This is a genomic window from Winogradskyella sp. UBA3174 (assembly GCF_002364335.1).
GTDB lineage: Bacteria > Bacteroidota > Bacteroidia > Flavobacteriales > Flavobacteriaceae > Winogradskyella.
In genome coordinates, this window is record NZ_DEXW01000012.1 from 1 (window position 1) to 20,469 (window position 20,469).

Sequence of the window (20,469 nt, forward strand, 5' to 3'; positions counted from 1 at the left end):
ACATATAGTAATCTTGAAGGCGTGAGTTTTACTTACAAAATAAAAATTGAGAACTACAATAAGTTGAAAGCTCTAAAGTTCAAGCAAAACAGTAGTCGTACTAATAACAACAAGAATTATTAGGTGACACTAAACTAATCTCGATAAGTTCATCTCATAAAAAACAAAAACTAAAACTGTTTCCTTACAGGATTGTGTCTTAGCTTTTTAAAAACGCTAATAAGTTAATGAAACACTTAGCACAACTAAAATCATTGTCTATTATCATTTATAAAAAAAAATGCTCGCTATAATGTGATTTAAGTTATATATTTTGGTTTAATAATACAATCTAAAATCAAGTAATTTACAGACATTGTAATGTCTTTGATGCAACTCTTCTACAACATCTAAGATATCATCATCTTCCTTAAATAAGTTAAAGAATGCTTTATCAAGATTTGAGCTAGTTATTCCATTACAGTCATTACCGTAACCAGAAACACCTTTTGCACCAGTGATATCCAAAAAATACTGTGCTTCTTCTTCGTCTAAATCTAGAACTTTTGCATTTGAAAAATGTACAATCTTTCCTTCTAATCGTCCTTCAAAAATTTCTGCAATTTCTTGGAGACTGTAATAGTAGTCATTTAAACAAATACTATTCGCTTCACCAGCTATAACCAAGTAGATTATCTCATAGTCATTAAAGTTATGATCATCCGAGACCAATGCATCTAAGCTAGCTTCTAGACCTTCAATAGTGTCGCATGTTTTATAAATACAGGCTATTCCATATTGCGAGGTCAATTGTTCTAGATTTTTTTGTGCTTCGGTAACCTCATCCGTTTCTATATTATAAACCGCTTCTAAACAGTAAATGAAATAATCTGTATCTGTGAATTGTTCTTGGGGTAATTGCTGTATTTTCTCTAACAAATTTCAGTTTTATGAAAGGTATATAAAGCGCAAAATTAATGTAACTTTTTTATATTTTTCCGCGATTTCATATATAATATACAAACTTTTGAAAGTTTAAATATCCACATCGTATTTCATTTAATAAAAAGATATTATTAACCTAGAATATATTTATACATACTTTTCATCATACCTTTAAGCATCACAACCAAGGGGCAAACGATTGTTGGACAATGGGAGACTTATGATAACAAAACCAAAGAAAAAAAAGCAGATATTGAAGTTTATAAAACAAACAATTTCTATGTTGTCAAAATAGTTAAAAGTTGTACTAGTGAAAAGAATGCCCTTTGCAAAACTTGTAAAGGGACAAATAAAAACAAACGCTAGAATAGGAGGCTTTTTAAGTTGTTTCAGACCAGATAATGACAAAATTGGAATTGATGAAGGCTTCTATGCTTCTGCAAATTTTTGTCTAGAATTTTAAACGTATCACAACGAGGTATATAGTCAATTGCTCGATCTGGGTATACAGGAAAATCTTGCATATTTTCCTCTAATTCGTTTTAGGTTTACTAATTTAGTTGCGAGAACCACGCTACCAAACATATACGAACCCAATAACAGCAAGCGACCAATGAAATTAATAAGGCTAAAAAACATTTCAGATAATTATTTCCAGAAGGCTTGGAATCTTTATGAAGATGCTTTCCCTTTTGAAGAACGAAGACTATTAGATAATCAATCCTACGTCTTACAAAATGACCGTTATCATTTTGATATTTTAATTGATAAAAACCAATTTATGGGATTTATCTTGTGGTGGGATTTTGAAACACATAGATACATAGACCACTTTGCAACTTCGGTAGAACAAAGGAATAGAGGTATCGGAAAGTTTATTTTAAATAATCTTATTGATAGTAATGACAAACCGGTTATACTGGAGGTTGAATTACCTACATCCACTATTAATGAACGCAGGATAAAATTTTATGAAAGACTAGGTTTTAAACTAAATCAACATTATTATGAAATACCTCCTCTAAAAGAAGACCAATCTCCATTGCAATTATTACTAATGTCATACCCGAGTATGATATCCGAAAAAGATGTTGACCAGTTTGTTAAAAAATATCACCCTGTTATTTTTAAAAACAAATAACTACACATAAAAACAAAATGAGAAAACTAATTATCCTACTAATAATAACGGTCATTTCAAACTCGTCATATGGACAAAATGAGATTTATTGAAGGCCACAGAATTTGAACAGATCAATATAATATACCTATAGGACTTACTTATAAAAGCACTTCTATTGTTTTAAGAAATCATGAATCTCAAGTAAGTTTGGCTAGCGCCTAACCTCATTCTTCGGTTTGCACAGCTTACCTATTGGGGCTTATCCATTTCGTTTCTATTTTATTAAATGGGTAATCGTGAATTATGTATGAGATTTTCCTTTGGGCAATCTTATCCTTCGATGTCATTAACTGAGTAGAGAAACATTAGAGAAGAAAAAAATAAAGAAACAGTAATTCTGCCAAAGCGCAATCTGGCTCATTGACTTCGTAGAATCTTCGATGTCACTAAAAGGTCTTATCCTAAGCTACAGCTGGCCCATCATTAAAAAGATAAGTCATTACCTTTTTAATTCTGTACTCTTAACGCTCTGTCCTGCTTTTAACTCAAACCGAAGCATGAGATTCGCAAACACCACTTTATAAAGTATAAAAGAGGTAAGCAAAGGTCAAGTGACATAAAGTAGAACATTATACTTTTAATTATGAATGATCCAGTAGATGATTTATAATTAAAACGAATTGAACACACAAAGTTTTTATATATAGATAATAATGTTGCGCTAATTGTAAGTTTGAATTTTTAGCACCAGTATTAATAGTATCTAAAGTTAATAATTGTATAAACATTCATTAGCTTCGGTTAAAGAAATCAACACCTTCACTCCTATTGTTTTAGAAATGATTGATTAAAAACCAGTTATTTATCTTATATTTCTAGAACAAATTTTTACTTTTGTAACATGAATGTTTTAGCTGTTTTTCCAGTATTGAGTGTTATTTTTGGACTGGTCTTAATGATTTTTATTCTATTTAATAAATTTGGCCTTGGAAACAACAATAAGATACGATATGTTTTATCCGCCTTACTATTTGTTTATGTAATTACGGCATTAGACTACCATCTTTCTATCACTAACCAAATACCTGCAACCTATTCAGGGGTTACCTACTTTTTCTATCATTTTACAGGATTGTTATTTTACTATTTCATAGCTCTTTATACCAAGTCTGAAATAAACACGAAAAAATGGGTGCCTATTGTTGTTGGGTATACCCTACTCCGTGTTTTAGTGTTTCTTCCTTTTGATCATAATCAAGATTTACAAAGTTTTGTAGCAGCTTTGGAGACTTCAAACTACGGCATATTAGTCTTAATGGAATATATTTTGGTGAGCTCTATCAATATAGCACTTATGTTTCTTGCCTATAAGAAATTGAAAAATACGCCATTACTAATTGAATTAAATGAAAGTCAAAGAAACCTTTACAAGTGGATTAAGATTATCGTAGTCGTAATCATACTTATGCAAATTTTAGTTTTTGTGACCACAATTCTAGGCAGTTTAGATATTGGTCATTTTAACTTTTATTTAAAATTTGAAACACTTATTTATTCCATATTCTTCTTCATATTCGCATTTTCTATAATGCATTTTCCTGTATTTGCCTATTCTGGAAATTTTGAAGATCTATCCACTTCTACTATTGAGAAATATGCAAAGTCATCATTATCTGATTCTTCAAATCTTTTCGAGGAAATAAAAGTTATCGTAAATGAGGAAAAGATTTACTTAGACTTCGATTTAAAACTGAATACCGTCGCTGAAAAATTAGACCAATCCATTCATCATATATCACAGGCTATCAATCAGAATGCGAAAATGAGTTTTCCCGATTTTATTAGCAGTTTCAGAATTGAAGACGCTAAAAAGAAACTCATGGAACCGAAACCAGATACAATATTTGCTATTTCTTTAGATGTAGGTTTTAATAGTAAAGCAGCTTTTTACACTGCTTTTAAAAAACACACACACATGACCCCTACCGAATTTAAAAAACTTCACAAGCCTGTAAATTGATGTAACGCATTGATTATGTAATTTTTAAACACATTAAAAGTGTCTTCCCGATAAATGAAGACACTTTTTTTTGTTTGGGATTATAGGGAGAAACACGATGGTGGTTATTTCAAAATACATTTACCACTTAATTTAAAATCTAAAAAAACATACTTAAAATGAAAAATTTAAAATTAGTAGTGCTAATTGCTTTAGCCTTAAATTTTGTTACTGTTTCTTGTAGTAGTGATGATGACAATAACGTTAAAGCTCCAGATAATGTAATGACTATAGAAGGACAGCAAATTAGCATAGAAAAAGGGGTTATAGTGGGATATGGAGAAAATGGTAATGGTAGTTTTGATTGGGACGTTAGCTTATTGTCAGAAGGATTTATTATCAATATATCAGAGCCAGAGAACGCCTCTGGAACTGGATCTAGTATCTTTTTAGAGCTCAACACAAATAGTCTATCAGGTCTTTTACCAGGGACTTATTCATTTGCTAATGAAAGTTCAGAATTTAAATTGGTAAGTGCACAAGCAAGTACAAATTTAAATGCTCAAACTGGCGATGGAAACTATTTTATTGCAACTAGCGGTACTGTAACCATAACTGGTACGGGTACTAATCAGGTTATAAAGGTAAATCTCGTAGGCGAAAATGGAAATAAAATAACAGCCTCTTATAGCGGTTTATTGCAAACTGTCTAAATTATTTAACCATTACGTGTTATGCAACATTTAACTACAAATTAGACTTTAGAACAAAAATTAAATTGAATGAAAAGAGTTTTATTAACAATGGCTTTGTGTGGAATGGCTTTAATGGCTAAATCTCAAACTGCTAGTGTAGAAAAATTGACTTACGGAATTCAAACTGGATTTTTGGGAATTTGGGTTCACAATGAATCTAAACTCACAAACTCAATAGCATTAAGAACTGAAATCGGATTTGACAGCGGAATTTGGGGAGGAAGTTTCTACGATGGAACTGGGTTTTTAATGACACCTGTTATTACACTCGAACCAAGACTATATTATAATTTGAATAAAAGAGTAAGGAAATCTCGCAGAATTGATGGAAATTCTGGAAATTTTATTTCTTTGAAAACCAGCTATCATCCAGATTGGTTTGTTATTTCTAATACGGAAAATGTTAGTGTAATTAGTGATATTTCAATTATACCGACTTGGGGAATTAGAAGAAACGCAGGAAAACATTTTACTTATGAAACTGGAATTGGAATCGGTTATAGGTATGTTTTTGCGAAACAAGCAGGATTTTCGGAAAATAAAAGTGAAGCAGCTTTCAATTTACATTTGAGATTAGGATATAGATTTTAGCCTAAATAAAAAACGTTAAGCAACAACGTATATAGATCATATCTAGGTAGATGATTACTCTAAGTTAAAGTGTTTTTGCGAGTCCGACAAATTTTTAAATTTGACTTATTGATAAAAAGGTAATAATAAAATTTAAAAATTCGGCTTGTGTATAATCCGAAAATAAGTTTATAATTTACACGCTACGAGCTATATACAGAGACGTTACCTGCAAACTAAAGGTAGCAATTTTAAAAATCATTATGAGTCTTACTTCTTATCTGCTATAACAGGTATAAAAACAAAAACAAGAGATATAAATCAAAATAAAAGTGACTAATTATAATTAGTTGAGCTCAATTAAATAGCTATTACATTTTCTAGCGCGACTTTTGGATTAGCTCTTAAAAACAAATTAAAACCATAACAATCATGAAAAAAATATTACTATTATCAACTATCGCTATTTTCGGAATATCAAATTTAATGAATGCTCAAAATGTTGATTTCGGATTTAAAACAGGTCTTAACATTTCAAACGTAACAGGAGGTGACATAGATAGAAATAACTTATTTGTTTTTCACATTGGTGGATTTGCTGAATTTAAGATAAGTGAAAAATTTTCACTTCAACCAGAATTATTATATTCTAGACAAGGTTCAGAAGCTAAAAATTTAGTAAAATTAAAAATAGATTATTTAGTAATACCTTTAATGGCAAAATATTATTTATCTAAAAAGTTTAGTTTAGAAGCTGGGCCACAAATATCATTTTTAATCAATGATAAATTTGATTTTAATGATAGCTCAATCCCAGATGCTGGTACAGACGCCTCAAGTTTTGATTTTGGACTTAATTTAGGCTTTGGATACCATATCAATTCTAATCTATTTACGCAAGTTCGATATAATTATGGCATTACATCTATTAGTGAAAATCCTGAAATTAAAAGTAGTGTATTTCAAATTTCATTGGGGTATAAATTATAAATAATACCATATCTAAAGTAAGAAGACACCTTAATTATAAGGTGTCTTCTTGTTGATAATTATAAGCTGGCAATGAGTTAAACCGAGAACCTCAAAACTAAAATATGAAAGCACAACTACACAAAACCGAAAGAATACATGCACTAGATTCTCTTCGTGCGATTATGATGTTATTAGGAATTGTTATCCATTCAGCTATTGCTTATTTTGTTACTGATATTGGTTTTTATTTTACTTAATCCTTTTCATTATAAGTTCAGTATTAATGGCTTTAGTATTTAAAAGGCTACCAAATTTATCTGCTAAAATCTCAAATACATTTAATTGGGTTCTTAAAAAGCCTATTACAAGGGTTTTTATTTTCACTGGTATGACTTGCGTTGTTTACCTTCTAATAGGTGAATCATCCATACCGTCCGCAAATAACTCAATATTTGACACAAATCTCTTCATCTTTTATTTCCCTTTTTATATGGTGGGTTGGGTTTTATACAAGTCCAAACATTTACTAGATAGTTTTAAACGATTAGACTGGTTATGTACAATTTTAGGACTTATACTATTTATGATAAGCTTAGCTATAAATGATTTAAAACTTGTAGATGTTTCACCATATCAAGACATTTCTAAAGTTGTATTTCAGTCTCTGATGGTGTGGTTGTTTATTTTCGGAATTACTGGGTTATTTATTCGCTATGGAAGTAAACATTCTGCTAGAATGAGATCTATTTCAGATGCATCTTATTGGGTGTATTTAGTACATTACACCTTAACCATATTTATTTCAGCACTACTCTTTCGTTGGGACGTACATGCAACAATTAAATTCCTAACAGTAATGATAAGTACAACTATAATCTCTTTTGTAACTTATCATTATTTTGTAAGAAGTTCATTTATTGGGAAGTTTTTAAATGGCAGAAAATACACGAGAAAACTTTTAGACATAAAAAAGTAGAAGAATTGAGTAATTTAAAACCCGCTTTAGACAAATAAAACCAGTTCTCAACAAAGTATCATTTATTGCTAATTCTAGCTGACTTGTGAAAACCCTCGCGGATTTTCTATTCAGTCTGTATTTACTACATTAGGTACTTAAACACATAACACCCGAGCGAAGCAAACTGGTGCAGCAAACCATATAGAACAATGTTGCATTTAAGCTTGTTCATTTTTCATTCTATTTTGTTGTATACAAATCCCCTTTCTATTGCTATACATATGGCTAACATCGTTATATAATAAAAAAGCGACTTTACTTTCTGCACAACATTACATTAGTATTATTCAGAAATTTAGAACCCGTAACGAACCTACGATAACGAAACGTTTGATTTTCTAACTTTGTGACGTTATCAAACGTCATTATATTCTGATAATATAATGTTTTTTTTGTCTGTCACTATTTATTATTTTTCAAAGGGTCACATACTGTTCTCCATTAGTAAGTCCTTTAGATAATAAAATTTTAAACAGGCTTGTTTCGTCTATTAAAGTATCAGATACTATAACTTTGAGATATTCATCAGTCTTCTTTTGGACTTTACCCCTTTCCTTTTTACAAGAAAAATAGTAATAGTGATACTTTTGGGTCGTATATATAATAGGTTTATGTATAATTAATTGTTTATGAGGTCTATTAAATACATTATTTTTATTTACATAACTTATTGACTGTTATTATGTTACAGTTAATAAAGTGGCTTCCCTATAAATGAAGACACTTTTTTTTGTTCGGTATTATAGGGAGAATCATTAAACTGATGATGCCTAAATATATTTGCACCATCAATTATAAACGAACAAAAATAAATCCAATGAAAAGAAATTCTAAAAAATTAAAAATAGGGATCAGGGCGATTGTAATCATTTGTCTTTTAAACATTACAAGTCTTTTATTGATATCTATGGGAAGTAACACACCTCCTCAGCAAGATGAAACAAACCTGCTATTTAACATGTGGCATTTAGAGACCTATAAAATTGAAAGTAAGGTTTATCCGCTCAACAAAAAGGAAAAAGACGATTACATTCTTTTTAAAAAAGACATGACTTATACTTCAAAATCAGAAGGTAAAAAAGACGACGGAACTTTTATCCTAAATACAAACGGTGCTTATGTTTTAATGAACTCCGAAAATGGTGAAAAGGTAAAAGCCTACATCATTTCAATATCAAATAAATCCTTGGTGCTGAAGTATGATATTGATGAAATTAGAGATATCGAAGTACATTATACTAGTCCCAATCAAACTCAGAAATTATGAAAAAATTTGTTATTATTTTACTTGTGTTTTTTAGCTGTAGTTCATCTTTTTCGCAGACAACTATAGATTTAAAATTAGTGCCATTCGAGATTACGAATCAGAATTTTTATATAGACAACGTTATAGATAATCGTCAAGAGCTGCATCTTGGAGTTATTGAAAATAATTCTAATAAGAAAGTGAAATTACGTTTTGAGAATGGCACTGCAACAACAATCAAAAACTTTATGGATGCCGCTTTGCCTAAATCAGGAGAAACCGTTCCGATAACTTTAAAGGTTAATCAGTTAAAAATTGAAGAAGCACAAACAAGTATCGATAAGAGAACGGCTAGAGTTTATGTTGAATTCTCTTTCTATGCAGCAAATGGAGAAGAACTTTATAAAGTCGTTCACTATGAGGATGAGGTTTTTCCAGTTTCGAGTTTAACGGAAATCTACGAAACCCACGAACAAAGAATCCGCGCAGCATTAGAATATTGCTTATGGAGCTTCATTGATGCCCAAAAAGCAAATACAAGCCCTAAACTGTTAAAAGATGCAATACCAGATGACGCTATTTCTTCTAAAAAAGCATCCGCTATTGAAACCTATGTGCCCTTAGGTAAGTGGTTTAATATGCTAACATTCAAAAGAGTGACGGATAAATATAACGAGGGTTGGAATGTTTCATATACTGGGTTTTCAGATCATGACAAAGACCTTATTATTCCTTTTGTAATAGGCTATGGTCAATCTAGGGCTAAATCAGATATAGTACAAGAACGTGGGTTTAGTTCTGTTGATTCCTATGCCTTAGGTTTTGGGTTCAATGGTTATCTCAAAATAACACCTGGTGTTTATTTCGATCTTGGTCTAAATGTCCCTATTGGAGTGGAAGTTTTAAGAGATTTGGAAGACAAAAAATCAACTAATTTTTTAATAGGTCTACGTGCTAATCAAGGAGTGAAAATAATTCCTTGGAAAGATTATGGAATCGTAATTGGTGCAGGTCTCTTTCAACAATGGCAGACGTCTAAAGTAATCAATAGAAATTTTGGGTTTCAGTTAGAATTAGGAATTAATTTTTAATTACATTTTATCTCAGCATGCATGAGTCCTAATTACACAACTAAAATTAAAACATTTATAAAATGAGTTTTACACAATTAATATCCTTATTTGAAGGGTCTCAAATAATGACCTTCATTGCTTATTTTTTTATTTTTAATATTAGTCTGATTTTCATTGAAACATTGATAGATTTAATGACCTCAAAAAAAAGAAGATGGAAAGATACAGGTGCTAATTTTATGATTTTTATGATAAATCAGTTACTAGAAAAAACAATAGTCGGTTCTATTGGACTTCTATGTTTAATGCCTTTTCATTGGCTTACACCACTTTCTATACCCATGAATCTACTGACTTGGGTACTCGCATTTTTTGTTGCAGACCTGACCTATTATTGGATGCATAGAATAGAGCACGAACACAGAATTTTATGGGCTTTACATAGTGTCCATCATTCTTCTAAAGACTACAATTTAAGTGTTTCATTTCGGTTGAGTATTATAGAAGGTTTGATTGAATGGGTATTTTTAATTCCTATGATATTAATAGGTTTTAGTCCTTTTCAAGCTATAGTTGGACTTATTTTAGTAGCACAATTTCAAACATGGATACATACAGAACGTATTGGAAAACTAGGTTGGTTAGACAAGATTTTTAATACACCATCGGTACATCGTGTACATCATGGTTCAAACAGAAAATACTTAGATAAAAATTATGGTGGTTTTTTAATTATTTGGGATCGGATATTTGGAACCTATCAAAAGGAAGAAGAACAAGTTATTTATGGGTTAACAAAAGATATTAATACCAACAACCCACTGTTAATTAATATTGTAGAATTTAAAAGCATCATAAAAGATCTAAAAAGGTGCAAATCATGGAAAGATCGATTTAAGATAATCTTTGGAAATTTATCATGGAGACCAGATTATTTTAAGAAAGAATCAAATAATATAGGCTAATAGATTAACATTTTTTTAAACTAAAAAAACGTAATGAAACAAAGAATAATAGGAATAGATGTCGCACGAGCATTGGCAATTATCGGAATGATTATCGTCAACTTTAAAGTTGTATTTGGCGAAAATGGACAACCTTGGGTAAAATCGTTCGCTAGTATTTTTGATGGAAAAGCTGCAGCAACATTCGTTGTTTTAGCGGGTGTTGGACTTGCTTTAATGACAAACTCAGCAATTAACCATAGAGATAAAGTGAAAATTAAAGTTGCTCGAATTAGAATAGCTAAAAGAGCTTTATTTCTCTTTATTCTTGGACTTTCTTATATCACAATTTGGCCGGCAGATATTCTACATTTTTATGGGATTTATATGGCAATCATCGTGATGGTCTTAACCTGTAAAGAAAAAACAATTATAATTTTAGGTATTTGCATCATTCTAGTGTACCCAATTCTAATAACAGTTTTGAATTACGAGACCGGTTGGAATTTTGAAACTTTAGATTATCAAGATTTTTGGACGTTTAAAGGCTTTATGAGAAACCTTTTCTTTAATGGCTTCCATCCCGTAATGCCTTGGACTGCTTTTATGCTCTTTGGTTATTGGTTCGGAAAGCAGGATTTACACAAAGAGAAATTCGTTAAAAAAACATTTTGGATGAGTACGATTATTTTTATTATCATTCAAGTTGTGTCCTATCTGTCCATCTCAATTTTATCAGAAGGAAGCCATGAAGCTGCTTTGGAACTAACTGAAATTTTTGGAACAAAACCAATGCCACCACTACCAATTTATATGTTGAGTGGTATTGCCATAGCTTTTGCAATAATTTCAGCCTGTATATTAATTGCAAAGAAATTTGAAAACAGTTTCATCATTGATGCTTTAAATAAAACAGGACAATTAGCACTGACATTTTACGTAGCTCACGTTATTGTTGGAATGGGAATTATTGAAATAATAAACCCCTCTAAAATGGGGAATTATTCAATTGAATTTTCAGTTGGTTATGCGATCGTGTTTAGTTTTCTGTGTATTTTATTTGCGGTTGTTTGGAGAAAATATAAAAAGTCTGGCCCCTTGGAATGGATGCTGCGAAAAATAACCGATTAAATCAATTTACATATGCAATCGATAAAACTTATATTTATTAGAATTTTCTGACTATTTATCCAATACAAATAATATCAATATAGAAAAATCAAATGTCCTAGGATTAAGAACCACCATATTTAATGTTGGTGATATAGATAAAGCTAAAATTTGGTATACAAAAGCCTTTAAAAACAGACCTCTTTAATATATTAACTTTTATTCTTTTAGCATTTAATACGACATGAATTTAACAACCTATTTTTTCATTGGGCTTTTAGTAGCTATAATTAGAGCTTTTCCATTAGGAACAACTTATGTAGCTGTTATCTATACAACGATAAAAGAAAATGTACAAAGTGCATTAATTTTTTTTTAAAACAGCTGTATTATCAGACCTGATTTTAGTATTAATTGCTATTAGTTTCAATATGCAGATTGAAAATTTTATAGGCATAAATATCTGGCTTCAATATAAGATTGCTGCTATACTGTTAGGTATTATTCTCGGATTGGTCAATCCAACTGTATTGATTTATTGGGTTTTAATCATTTCATTTTTAAATAAAAAAAATGATTTATTTGAATATAAATCTAGATTATCCATTACTAATTTTATTTCTAACTAATGTATTCTTAGGTAAAGTATTGGCTCTTTATGGTTATAGGAAGTTTAGTTATATACTTAAAGTTAGAATGAAAAATATAACCACAAAAATCAATAGACTTAATGCTGTTTTGTTACTTTGCGTTTCAATATTTTAACAATACGACTATATACGATTTCTGAAGTATTCCAAGTATAGTCACCGTCAAAATTAGTGGTATTCGTAAATTGAATAATAACTGTATCTATATCTTTATAATATTTTGCAATACTTTGGTAGCCTACAACTAGACCTGTATGTTCGTAAACGTATATAGAAGAATAGATGTCTTGCTCACCTTCATTAAACAACGAACCATCGTTTAAAGCTCTTAGAAGTATGCCGACATCTTCTGCTGTGGCTAACATGCCTTGTTCTTCAGTTTTAAAATCTTCTTCTGTGCCAACATAATAGCCACTCATTACATCGTCTATAACTACTTCACTTAGTGAGCTGTGCGTATGGTTTAAGTTAAGTAGGATCAAAATTTCCTCTTTTATATATAGATGATGGCTATACCCCAACACCTTATCTATTAGTCTAGAAAGTAACAAATAATTGGTGTTTGAATAGCCATAATCTTCACCGGGTTTAAAGCTAGCTGGCATTTCAATGGCTAACTCAAGTGCTTCATTATTAAAATTCGGTCGGTTTTTCCAATAATCAGGATGGTCGATAAAGTTGGGAATACCACTGCGATGTTGTACCATCATACTCAGGGTAATTTTATCTGCATTTTCAATTCGTCCCACCAATTCTGGAAAGTAATCAGCGAGCGTTTTATCCAAAGACAAACGTTTGTCATAAACTAATTTGGTGATGGCAACAGCGATATATAACTTGCTAATACTGGCAATTTTGAAAACTGATTGTGGATCTGCTGTATCTTGTTCTCTCTGTTTTTCCAACCGGCAGCATAACATACTGGCGGTATACCCGCCTCATCAACATAAACAATCATACCGTCAAACCCATACCCAATAGCAGCATTAACTTGCTCTTGAACAGTATCAGGTAAGGGCATTATCCATGCTTTCAAGAGTATCCATGGTACAAAAAACAAAGAGGCTATGCTTGCACTAATAAATACTACTTTGAATATTCGTTTTATTTGTTTCTTCTTCATACTATCCCCTTTTTCCTGGCAGTTATTTCTAATTTTTATGTAATTCGGCAAACGTGTTTTTTAATTTCTTTAAGGATGCAATTGCATTGGCATAAGTAGTTCGATTTTGTCTTACTGTAACCATTCTCGATAAAACCATATTTTCAAAATAGACCTCTTTTCCATAATTTTCTGAAGAGACGCCCATATACTTAAATCTTACATTTGGCATCAAAAAATTCTCATAAAAGGCTGCGATTGCATCTTGATCTAAAGATTCAAATCTTTTTATAGGGTTGAATGTTTCGTAGGTTTCAGATATAGAATTACGCAAACTTAAATCGTCAAATAATTTTAGATCGCCAGAAAATTTCAAGTTTTCATACGTGATCATTATTGGGTAAAATTTATTAGAAGCGATAAGCACGAATGATTTTAAAGATAATTTAGGGTTATCGTATGCTTTGTTGCCTAATAATTGAACCAGTGTGTCGAGCTCTTTAATCATTTCAGTTGCCCCATTTTTAAGGACAGTTAGCTCTTTTATGTTACGATTTGCTTCGTCATTTAACTGAACAATATATAAATCACGTAGCTCTAAATTTTTTTTATTTTTCGAATGCTCGTTAATTGCTAAGGCGATAAGGATTCCGATAATTACAAGAATTATTTCTCCAACGGCATAAGCAAGATACTTTCCAAACGTACCTGCTCTTTCGAAAGGCGGGTGTTTTCTCATAATTTGATTTTGACGATTTTTTCTGAATAATTTTATCATTTTTTAATTGTTGTTTGTTAAAAAGAACAGCGTGTCATATATTAAAAAATAGTTCTACTACAGTACCAAGAACAAAACTAATCAAGGCTCCAATAATTGAAATTCGTCCAAGCTTAAAGGTATCCGTAAAAGCTAACCACAGAGCCAATAAAGCACAGCCAAAAAAAGGAACGCTTGCATAGATTGGAAGCAAACTAGAAAAGACTCCTAGTAGATTAAAAATAATATCTAACAAAACAGTAAATCCGAATAGAGCTAATGCAAAATTAGTTTTTGTGTTTCTATTAAAGAGATAAATTCCTGCAGTCAAAAGCGCAGCGCATAGTGTTAAAGGCCCGAATTGACTATAATATGCTTTAGTAAAATAAGGTTCTAACCCTGCAGGGAATTCTATTTTTAAAAAGAACACAAAGCCATAGGCTAGTGCTAAAATTATAAATACCAAAGCACTAATTTTTATAGATTTCATAAGGGTATTAATTAAAGTTAGTGTGTTAATGTGTGTTAGGGGTTAAACGCAACTTGGTTCTAATGCTGTTTAGGTTTTGTTGGCAACACTAGTTTTTCTAGTTCTTAATTAATTCTGTTAGCTTTTCCTGTGAATCTTTGTATCCTAATTCAATTGCCGTTTGATAACTTTTTATGGCATCCTCTTTTAGGTTATTGGCCTTATAGCCATCCCCTAAAGAGTCCCAAAGGTTCCCATCTTCAGGGAACAGTTGAACATTCATTCTGAATAGTTTTAATGCCCATTCTAAATTTTTATTTGACCTAATTAATAGGTTTCCAATGGTATTTAAAGGCCCAGCACTTGTAAAATCATCAACGTAATTTTCTTGTAGTAACCTAAGTAACTCTTTCGATTTATCTGCTGAATGTTGTTCTGTATAATCCATCATAAAGGAGTATACATTGTTTTTAATTGGTTCTGGAATATAGCTTTCGTCAAAAATTATTTTTGCAACAACATAAGCAATACCTTCTACTTTCGAGCTATTTGCATTGGTCGCATATACGATATATATATCCTCCTTCGGATACCATATCAACGTATGCCAATACGTACCATTAGAACCATTGTGTGTTATTCTTTTACTACTATTTTCTGATTTTTCAACTCCCCACCCATAGCCATAACTAGTCTTGCTATTATAAGATAACGTGTAAGAATATGGCGTTGTTAATTTTTTTAATGATTCTGGTGTCAATACTATATTTGTTTTTAATGCTTTATACCAAAGCAACATATCATTTTGAGTCGAATTAATGCCGCCATTCCCTTTTAAGTTCCAATTGACACCTCCAGCATCTTGATAATATGTAATTGTCGACTCGGTTTCCATTATATTTCTATTGTAACCATGAGACATCTGTTTTGTATCCCATTTAGGCAGAAGATACCCGGTTTGTAACATTCCTGCTGGTATAAAAAGATGCTCGTTTAAAAAAGCTTCGTAGGGCTGACCAGAAGCTAATTCTATAATCCGTCCTAATAGGCTATATCCAGTATTAGAATAAGCATATTTTTTTCCGGGCTCAGCTACTAATTCACTTGCGAAAAGTGTTTCAAAAAAGTCCCGTTGTGAAATTTTTGATAGTTTTCCAAATGACGAATAGTCACGTCCTATAGACTCTGAGAAACCAGCAGTATGAGTTAATAATTGATGTATGTTGATGTTTTGTTTGTCAGTTGGTAATTCCTTAAAAAATAAACTTAAAGAATCCGTCAATTTTAGTTTCCGAAATTCAACTAATTTTAAAATTGCTGTTGCGGTAAACTGTTTTGTGTTAGAGCCAATGTCAAAAATAGTGTTAGGATTATTAAGGGTTTTAGCAGCCTTGTTGGCCTCTCCATAACCTTTATTAATAACGACTTCTCCCTTCTTCACAACAGAGATCGCTCCAGAAAAACCATTTTTAGACCCAGCGGTTAAGTAGGAGTCTATTTTGGTATAAAGCGCTTTTGACTCTGTTTTTTCTTGTGCACTTAAAGTGAATCCCAGTAATTGTACCATTGTAATTGCCGTAAATAAAAATAATGCTTTCTTCATTTTGATTTCTTATTTTATGTTAGGGCGAATAGAAGTCAAGCTAGGTTACATTGTTTTCTAATTTCTAACTATTGTTAGTAATCGTTTTTATTTATTTTCTTCAACGCTTAAACTTCTCATAGTTTTTAATAATATATGAGTGGATATTAGCATTCCTATTCCTAGACCAACAAGAGTTCCAACCCAATATTCATTAAAAAATTTTCCAATTCCAATACCCATAAGTGTAAATCCAATTGTATTAAGAACTAGTACTGTATCTAATAATTTTTATTTATTTTATATTTTATAATGTTCATTTTTAAATGTTTACAGGCGTAATACACCACATTGTATAACTGTTTTACACTTTTTAAATTTCGCTATTTCATGTCCGTTATTAAAGCTGATGCATTCAATCCTTTGCTAATTAACCAAAAGGGAAGGATGAGCTGAATAAGTCCCATGGGAAGCATCATATGCATACTAATACTATGTCCGAAAATTGAACATAATAATTCAATAAACATTAAAATTGAAGCGACGATCCCAACAATTGAAATTATTTTTGGAACTAACTTAGACCGGTATAATGTATAGTATAGAATAAAAACTGGAAAACAAGACATTAACAGACTCAAGTAATGCGTCCACCAATGTTTTTTGTACAACAGCGGTCCTAATATTTTTAGTGCGTCGGAGTTGTCAGTGCTGTTTTTTACGTAACCTTGACTTAATTCTAACAAAGCTATAGCACTACTATTATCAATAGCGATAGCTATAAAACCCAATATGCTAAAAGCAAAATATAACAAAGCCAAAGTGATGCTGTATTTTTTAAAAATGGGAAACAAAATAGTGGCTATACTAATGGATGTGATTCCACTTAAAAATAAAAGTAAGATTGAAATTATGATCTTATTAGAACTAGCTGAAGTTGCCGTTAGGTAATCATCCGAAAAAAGTACAGGGCCTTGTAAAATTTGATATACCAAAATACCTATAACAAAAATGAGCAGAAATAACACTCCTACAAGTCTTCCCATTTTTTTATTTGATTTCATAGTTTTTATTTATTTGATAATTGATTGAGCGGACAATATTATAAACTCTAGACAATTACAAAAGCGTATGAATCCTCAAATTACATATAACTTGCTAGATATCAGCAGATATAACTGATTTACTCTTAACAATTTCCGCGTTAACATAGGTATGTATCCTATTTATTGGCTTCAAATCCGTCTTTCAATGCTAAATCCAATGGCTGTTTTATGTCCAATACCTCTTTTTTAGAGGTGCCATTGTTTTGATATTTTGGCTTTTCCACTTTGCTAAATGTCCATTTCAGTCCAAACAAAGGTCTTAAGAAACCAATCCGTCTAATGATAAATTCATAAATGAGATAGCAGGCTAAACCGGTAAAAGCTACAATACCTACGAATTTTAATAGTATGGGTATGTCCAATGGCAATATGATTAGAGCACCTGCATACAATACAAACATGTGAATAATATACACGGGATAAGCTGCTTGACTCAAATAGCTTAGGGCTTTACTTGGTTTGTTCAAGTACCTATAACCAAAACCGAATACTGCAAAAATCCAGCAATTTGATTCGATAGCCATGAGATAACCAGGAGCTTCAAATCCAAATAGCACGAATCTAGTACAATATAGAATGATGGCTAAACTGGCATACAACCAGCGCCATTTCAAAACGGTTTGCCAGAACGTTTGACCGCTGTACACGAAAATAAAACCGAAAAAGAAGGCCAAAAACCCGTTAAAGAAGCCATGCCAAGTCTGGGCATACAAAGCAAACAACTGGGGCTTTACCAACACAACCTCTATGACAAAAAATAGAGATATCAACAAAGGGCCAGCGGGATGACTCATTAGAGAGGCTAACATTTTTTTGATCTTACCGTTCTCATGGGTCTTCAGATAGTAATAAATTGGCAAAAGTAAAAGTACGTACACGAAGATATTTCCTAGAAACCATAAATGACCTTGATGGGGATAATAACCCAAAGGCATATTATAGTAGTTCTGAAAAATAAATAGATGCAGTGGTGTTATGGCCACTATTCCAAAAGCGAAGGGCAACAAAATTCGTTTTGTCCGCTCCAGAAGCAATTGCTTCCAATTTCGTTTGCGCATCGCAAAATAGAGCCCCATTCCAGATACGTAGAATAAAAATGGAATTCGCCAAACGTTTAGCATGGTCATAGGCGTCCATAGAGCCTCTAGGGTCTCCTCACTCCTAATAAAACCGATGAACATGGCCCACGGTTGGAAAATGATGGCGATGTGATAAATTAATAATAAGCCGATTGCAATTACCCGTAACCAATCGATATCGTGTCTTCTTTCTGATGTCATTATACTATAATTTTTAAATTAATTGGAGTCTGCCCATATACTTTGTGTCTGAGCTAAACGATGTTTAACAAGGCTTGCTACCCAATGGCTATCGGGATCAAAAAAATCGATTTCACCCTTGTAAATGACTATTTTTTTTACCTGTAACGCAGCCAGAGTAAATTATAGTCAACATCAAATTACTGGAGCATCATAGCAATGACAGGACGTGTTTTTTCGATTTCGTCTAAATCAAATTTTAATCCAAATGGTCCTAATTGTTGTTGTAGCATTTCATAGAAGGGTTTTATCTCTGCAAACGGGGCCAACACACTTTCTCTTGGTGTCGCGCCAAAGTTATTTTTTACGGTCTTATCTGCTTTGGCATCAATAAGCAGTTGTACGATTTCGACATGACAAAAGAATGCCGCCACGTGCAAGGCTGTAGCCCCATCGTTATTTTTAATGGTGAGATCTGATTTAGCATCAATTAATACCTTAGCAATGGCCGTTTTGCCAAAGGTCGCTGCCGAGATTAAAGGTGTTGCCCCACTCATTTGATCTTTTATATTGATATCGGTTCCTGATTCTATATGTTGTTTAACGATATCGAGGTTATCAGTCATTATTGCCGTTTGAATGTCAATTTTTGGCGTATCTACTGTTGACTTAGTGTTGTCACTAGTGTTCGATTTTGTTTTGGGATCCTCACTCGTTTGGGCGCAAGAACTTGTTAGTAATAGGATAATAAACGAAACGTTTAATACCCTTTTAAAGGCGTTACTTTTAGATGCTGTGATTTTAAATAATTTTAAATTTTTAACGGTATTTGTTAATACGCGTTGTTGCTGATTCTCTTCTGTGTAAAAATTTTTAATTGCTCGTTTCATGATTTTAGTTTTTAAAATTTGACTTTGTTTTTTTGTTTCTACAAAGATGGGATAAGAGTGAGATCCTTGTGTATGAGCAATCAAGCAATATGTATCAAGTTTGAGGATGAGATAAAAACTATGGCGCAATGGTATAAATTATGACGCAAAAATTGTTTTTCTTAATAATTATGCCAGTAATCTTATGACCCATATCTGCATAATTTTGTCTAATTTAGGCCAAGCAAAAACAGTATGTCTAGCACATCAACCACTGAATCAGACTTTATTAATCAGGCAAATACCATTGTTCTGGAAAATATTTCCAACGAACAATTCGGCGTTTCAGAGCTCGCAGAGCTGATGAACATGAGCCGTTCTAGCTTGCTCAGAAATATCAAAAAACAGACACAGCTTTCTGCGAGTCAATTCATCCGTCAAGTACGTCTTTTAAAAGGTATGGAGATGGTTAAGCAGCATACTTTGACTATTTCTGAGATTTCATACCAAGTCGGATTTGGTAGTACGTCCTATTTTATTAAGTGCTTTCGGGAATATTATGGGTACCCACCTGGTGAGGTCGGAAAAGACATATTGGAAGGAGAGAATATCGCTCTTCAAGCTTCTGTTTTGAATAGATACAAATGGCATATATTAGCAGCGTTGTCTTTAATAGTCATCGTTATATCTGTTTTGCTTCTTCCAAAAGAACTTAAGGTTACTACTGAAATTGAAAAATCTATAGCAGTGTTGCCTTTCAAAAATGAAAGTAGCGATTCTTTGAATCTATATTTTGTGAATGGTCTTATGGAATCTGCTTTAAACAACCTACAGAAGATTGGTGACTTACGCGTTATTAGTAGAACCTCGGTAGAGAAATATAGACATTCGAATAAGGGTATTCAAGAAATAGCTCAAGAGCTCAATGTAAATTACTTGGT

20 protein-coding genes and 1 pseudogene are annotated in these 20,469 nt (G+C 31.9%); 13 read left to right on the top strand and 8 right to left on the bottom strand.

Annotation, left to right across the window (positions count from 1 at the left end; translation table 11 throughout):
- Positions 1 to 318: 318 nt before the first annotated feature.
- Positions 319 to 918: a DUF6642 family protein gene (locus B2U95_RS01185; RefSeq protein WP_296311609.1), complete on the bottom strand. Its 600-nt coding sequence runs from the start codon at positions 916 to 918 to the stop codon at positions 319 to 321.
- Between the two features lie 325 nt (positions 919 to 1,243).
- On the opposite strand from B2U95_RS01185, the gene B2U95_RS01190 reads away from it, so the two are divergent.
- The 12 genes from B2U95_RS01190 (at position 1,244) to B2U95_RS01245 (ending at position 11,755) form a co-directional block, all read left to right on the top strand.
- The gene (locus B2U95_RS01190; protein WP_296311612.1) at positions 1,244 to 1,387 is read left to right on the top strand and encodes a hypothetical protein; all 144 of its coding nucleotides are present in this window, start codon (positions 1,244 to 1,246) and stop codon (positions 1,385 to 1,387) included.
- A gap of 150 nt (positions 1,388 to 1,537) precedes the next feature.
- Positions 1,538 to 2,065 carry a GNAT family N-acetyltransferase gene (locus B2U95_RS01195; protein ID WP_296311615.1) on the top strand — a complete coding sequence of 176 codons (528 nt, stop codon included), beginning with the start codon at positions 1,538 to 1,540 and terminating at the stop codon, positions 2,063 to 2,065.
- Positions 2,066 to 2,948: 883 nt separating this feature from the next.
- Positions 2,949 to 4,067: a helix-turn-helix domain-containing protein gene (locus B2U95_RS01200; RefSeq protein ID WP_296311618.1), complete on the top strand. Its 1,119-nt coding sequence runs from the start codon at positions 2,949 to 2,951 to the stop codon at positions 4,065 to 4,067.
- Positions 4,068 to 4,225: 158 nt separating this feature from the next.
- On the top strand, positions 4,226 to 4,759 hold the full coding sequence (locus tag B2U95_RS01205) for a hypothetical protein (RefSeq protein ID WP_296311621.1): 534 nt from the start codon (positions 4,226 to 4,228) through the stop codon (positions 4,757 to 4,759).
- 69 nt (positions 4,760 to 4,828) lie between these two features.
- The gene (locus B2U95_RS01210) at positions 4,829 to 5,392 is read left to right on the top strand and encodes a hypothetical protein (protein WP_296311624.1); all 564 of its coding nucleotides are present in this window, start codon (positions 4,829 to 4,831) and stop codon (positions 5,390 to 5,392) included.
- Between the two features lie 411 nt (positions 5,393 to 5,803).
- Positions 5,804 to 6,361, top strand: a complete 558-nt coding sequence (locus B2U95_RS01215; protein WP_296311627.1) for a porin family protein — start codon at positions 5,804 to 5,806, stop codon at positions 6,359 to 6,361.
- A 104-nt stretch (positions 6,362 to 6,465) separates the two neighbouring features.
- Entirely contained in the window at positions 6,466 to 6,600 is a 135-nt protein-coding gene (locus tag B2U95_RS01220) for a hypothetical protein (protein WP_296311630.1), read from the top strand.
- Between the two features lie 26 nt (positions 6,601 to 6,626).
- Positions 6,627 to 7,319 carry an acyltransferase family protein gene (locus tag B2U95_RS01225; RefSeq protein WP_296311632.1) on the top strand — a complete coding sequence of 231 codons (693 nt, stop codon included), beginning with the start codon at positions 6,627 to 6,629 and terminating at the stop codon, positions 7,317 to 7,319.
- Positions 7,320 to 8,178: 859 nt separating this feature from the next.
- Positions 8,179 to 8,628 carry a lipocalin family protein gene (locus B2U95_RS01230; RefSeq protein WP_296311637.1) on the top strand — a complete coding sequence of 150 codons (450 nt, stop codon included), beginning with the start codon at positions 8,179 to 8,181 and terminating at the stop codon, positions 8,626 to 8,628.
- Positions 8,625 to 9,698 carry a hypothetical protein gene (locus B2U95_RS01235; protein ID WP_296311640.1) on the top strand — a complete coding sequence of 358 codons (1,074 nt, stop codon included), beginning with the start codon at positions 8,625 to 8,627 and terminating at the stop codon, positions 9,696 to 9,698. Before B2U95_RS01230 ends, B2U95_RS01235 begins: the two co-directional genes overlap by 4 nt.
- Before the next feature lie 62 nt (positions 9,699 to 9,760).
- Positions 9,761 to 10,645 (top strand): sterol desaturase family protein, encoded by an 885-nt coding sequence (locus B2U95_RS01240; protein ID WP_296311643.1) that lies wholly within the window; start codon positions 9,761 to 9,763, stop codon positions 10,643 to 10,645.
- 33 nt (positions 10,646 to 10,678) lie between these two features.
- The gene (locus B2U95_RS01245) at positions 10,679 to 11,755 is read left to right on the top strand and encodes a DUF418 domain-containing protein (protein WP_296311645.1); all 1,077 of its coding nucleotides are present in this window, start codon (positions 10,679 to 10,681) and stop codon (positions 11,753 to 11,755) included.
- A gap of 706 nt (positions 11,756 to 12,461) precedes the next feature.
- Here the strand turns inward: B2U95_RS01245 and B2U95_RS01250 are convergent.
- The 7 genes and pseudogenes from B2U95_RS01250 to B2U95_RS01280 form a co-directional block, all read right to left on the bottom strand.
- Positions 12,462 to 13,507: pseudogene (locus tag B2U95_RS01250) on the bottom strand (serine hydrolase domain-containing protein).
- 28 nt (positions 13,508 to 13,535) lie between these two features.
- Positions 13,536 to 14,264 carry a DUF6090 family protein gene (locus B2U95_RS01255; protein WP_296311647.1) on the bottom strand — a complete coding sequence of 243 codons (729 nt, stop codon included), beginning with the start codon at positions 14,262 to 14,264 and terminating at the stop codon, positions 13,536 to 13,538.
- Between the two features lie 34 nt (positions 14,265 to 14,298).
- Positions 14,299 to 14,733: a hypothetical protein gene (locus B2U95_RS01260; RefSeq protein ID WP_296311650.1), complete on the bottom strand. Its 435-nt coding sequence runs from the start codon at positions 14,731 to 14,733 to the stop codon at positions 14,299 to 14,301.
- Between the two features lie 97 nt (positions 14,734 to 14,830).
- Positions 14,831 to 16,315, bottom strand: a complete 1,485-nt coding sequence (locus B2U95_RS01265) for a serine hydrolase domain-containing protein (RefSeq protein WP_296311652.1) — start codon at positions 16,313 to 16,315, stop codon at positions 14,831 to 14,833.
- 362 nt (positions 16,316 to 16,677) lie between these two features.
- The gene (locus B2U95_RS01270) at positions 16,678 to 17,358 is read right to left on the bottom strand and encodes a DUF4386 domain-containing protein (protein WP_296311654.1); all 681 of its coding nucleotides are present in this window, start codon (positions 17,356 to 17,358) and stop codon (positions 16,678 to 16,680) included.
- Between the two features lie 158 nt (positions 17,359 to 17,516).
- On the bottom strand, positions 17,517 to 18,680 hold the full coding sequence (locus B2U95_RS01275) for an acyltransferase family protein (protein ID WP_296311656.1): 1,164 nt from the start codon (positions 18,678 to 18,680) through the stop codon (positions 17,517 to 17,519).
- 179 nt (positions 18,681 to 18,859) lie between these two features.
- Positions 18,860 to 19,549 carry an ankyrin repeat domain-containing protein gene (locus tag B2U95_RS01280; protein ID WP_296311658.1) on the bottom strand — a complete coding sequence of 230 codons (690 nt, stop codon included), beginning with the start codon at positions 19,547 to 19,549 and terminating at the stop codon, positions 18,860 to 18,862.
- Between the two features lie 234 nt (positions 19,550 to 19,783).
- Between B2U95_RS01280 and B2U95_RS01285 the strand changes: the two genes are divergently transcribed.
- The coding region (locus tag B2U95_RS01285) for a helix-turn-helix domain-containing protein (protein WP_296311660.1) at positions 19,784 to 20,469 on the top strand (686 nt) is incomplete at its 3' end.

What these genes read in the sequence shown, in the direction of transcription:
- B2U95_RS01205 (WP_296311621.1), top strand. Translation starts at nt 4,226, where the DNA reads ATGAAAAATTTAAAATTAGTAGTGCTAATTGCTTTAGCCTTAAATTTT.
- B2U95_RS01190 (WP_296311612.1), top strand. Translation starts at nt 1,244, where the DNA reads ATGCCCTTTGCAAAACTTGTAAAGGGACAAATAAAAACAAACGCTAGA.
- B2U95_RS01235 (WP_296311640.1), top strand. Translation starts at nt 8,625, where the DNA reads ATGAAAAAATTTGTTATTATTTTACTTGTGTTTTTTAGCTGTAGTTCA.
- B2U95_RS01280 (WP_296311658.1), bottom strand. Translation starts at nt 19,549, where the DNA reads ATGAAACGAGCAATTAAAAATTTTTACACAGAAGAGAATCAGCAACAA.
- B2U95_RS01270 (WP_296311654.1), bottom strand. Translation starts at nt 17,358, where the DNA reads ATGAAATCAAATAAAAAAATGGGAAGACTTGTAGGAGTGTTATTTCTG.
- B2U95_RS01275 (WP_296311656.1), bottom strand. Translation starts at nt 18,680, where the DNA reads ATGACATCAGAAAGAAGACACGATATCGATTGGTTACGGGTAATTGCA.
- B2U95_RS01255 (WP_296311647.1), bottom strand. Translation starts at nt 14,264, where the DNA reads ATGATAAAATTATTCAGAAAAAATCGTCAAAATCAAATTATGAGAAAA.
- B2U95_RS01265 (WP_296311652.1), bottom strand. Translation starts at nt 16,315, where the DNA reads ATGAAGAAAGCATTATTTTTATTTACGGCAATTACAATGGTACAATTA.
- B2U95_RS01200 (WP_296311618.1), top strand. Translation starts at nt 2,949, where the DNA reads ATGAATGTTTTAGCTGTTTTTCCAGTATTGAGTGTTATTTTTGGACTG.
- B2U95_RS01230 (WP_296311637.1), top strand. Translation starts at nt 8,179, where the DNA reads ATGAAAAGAAATTCTAAAAAATTAAAAATAGGGATCAGGGCGATTGTA.
- B2U95_RS01245 (WP_296311645.1), top strand. Translation starts at nt 10,679, where the DNA reads ATGAAACAAAGAATAATAGGAATAGATGTCGCACGAGCATTGGCAATT.
- B2U95_RS01215 (WP_296311627.1), top strand. Translation starts at nt 5,804, where the DNA reads ATGAAAAAAATATTACTATTATCAACTATCGCTATTTTCGGAATATCA.
- B2U95_RS01220 (WP_296311630.1), top strand. Translation starts at nt 6,466, where the DNA reads ATGAAAGCACAACTACACAAAACCGAAAGAATACATGCACTAGATTCT.
- B2U95_RS01260 (WP_296311650.1), bottom strand. Translation starts at nt 14,733, where the DNA reads ATGAAATCTATAAAAATTAGTGCTTTGGTATTTATAATTTTAGCACTA.
- B2U95_RS01210 (WP_296311624.1), top strand. Translation starts at nt 4,829, where the DNA reads ATGAAAAGAGTTTTATTAACAATGGCTTTGTGTGGAATGGCTTTAATG.
- B2U95_RS01240 (WP_296311643.1), top strand. Translation starts at nt 9,761, where the DNA reads ATGAGTTTTACACAATTAATATCCTTATTTGAAGGGTCTCAAATAATG.
- B2U95_RS01195 (WP_296311615.1), top strand. Translation starts at nt 1,538, where the DNA reads ATGAAATTAATAAGGCTAAAAAACATTTCAGATAATTATTTCCAGAAG.
- B2U95_RS01225 (WP_296311632.1), top strand. Translation starts at nt 6,627, where the DNA reads ATGGCTTTAGTATTTAAAAGGCTACCAAATTTATCTGCTAAAATCTCA.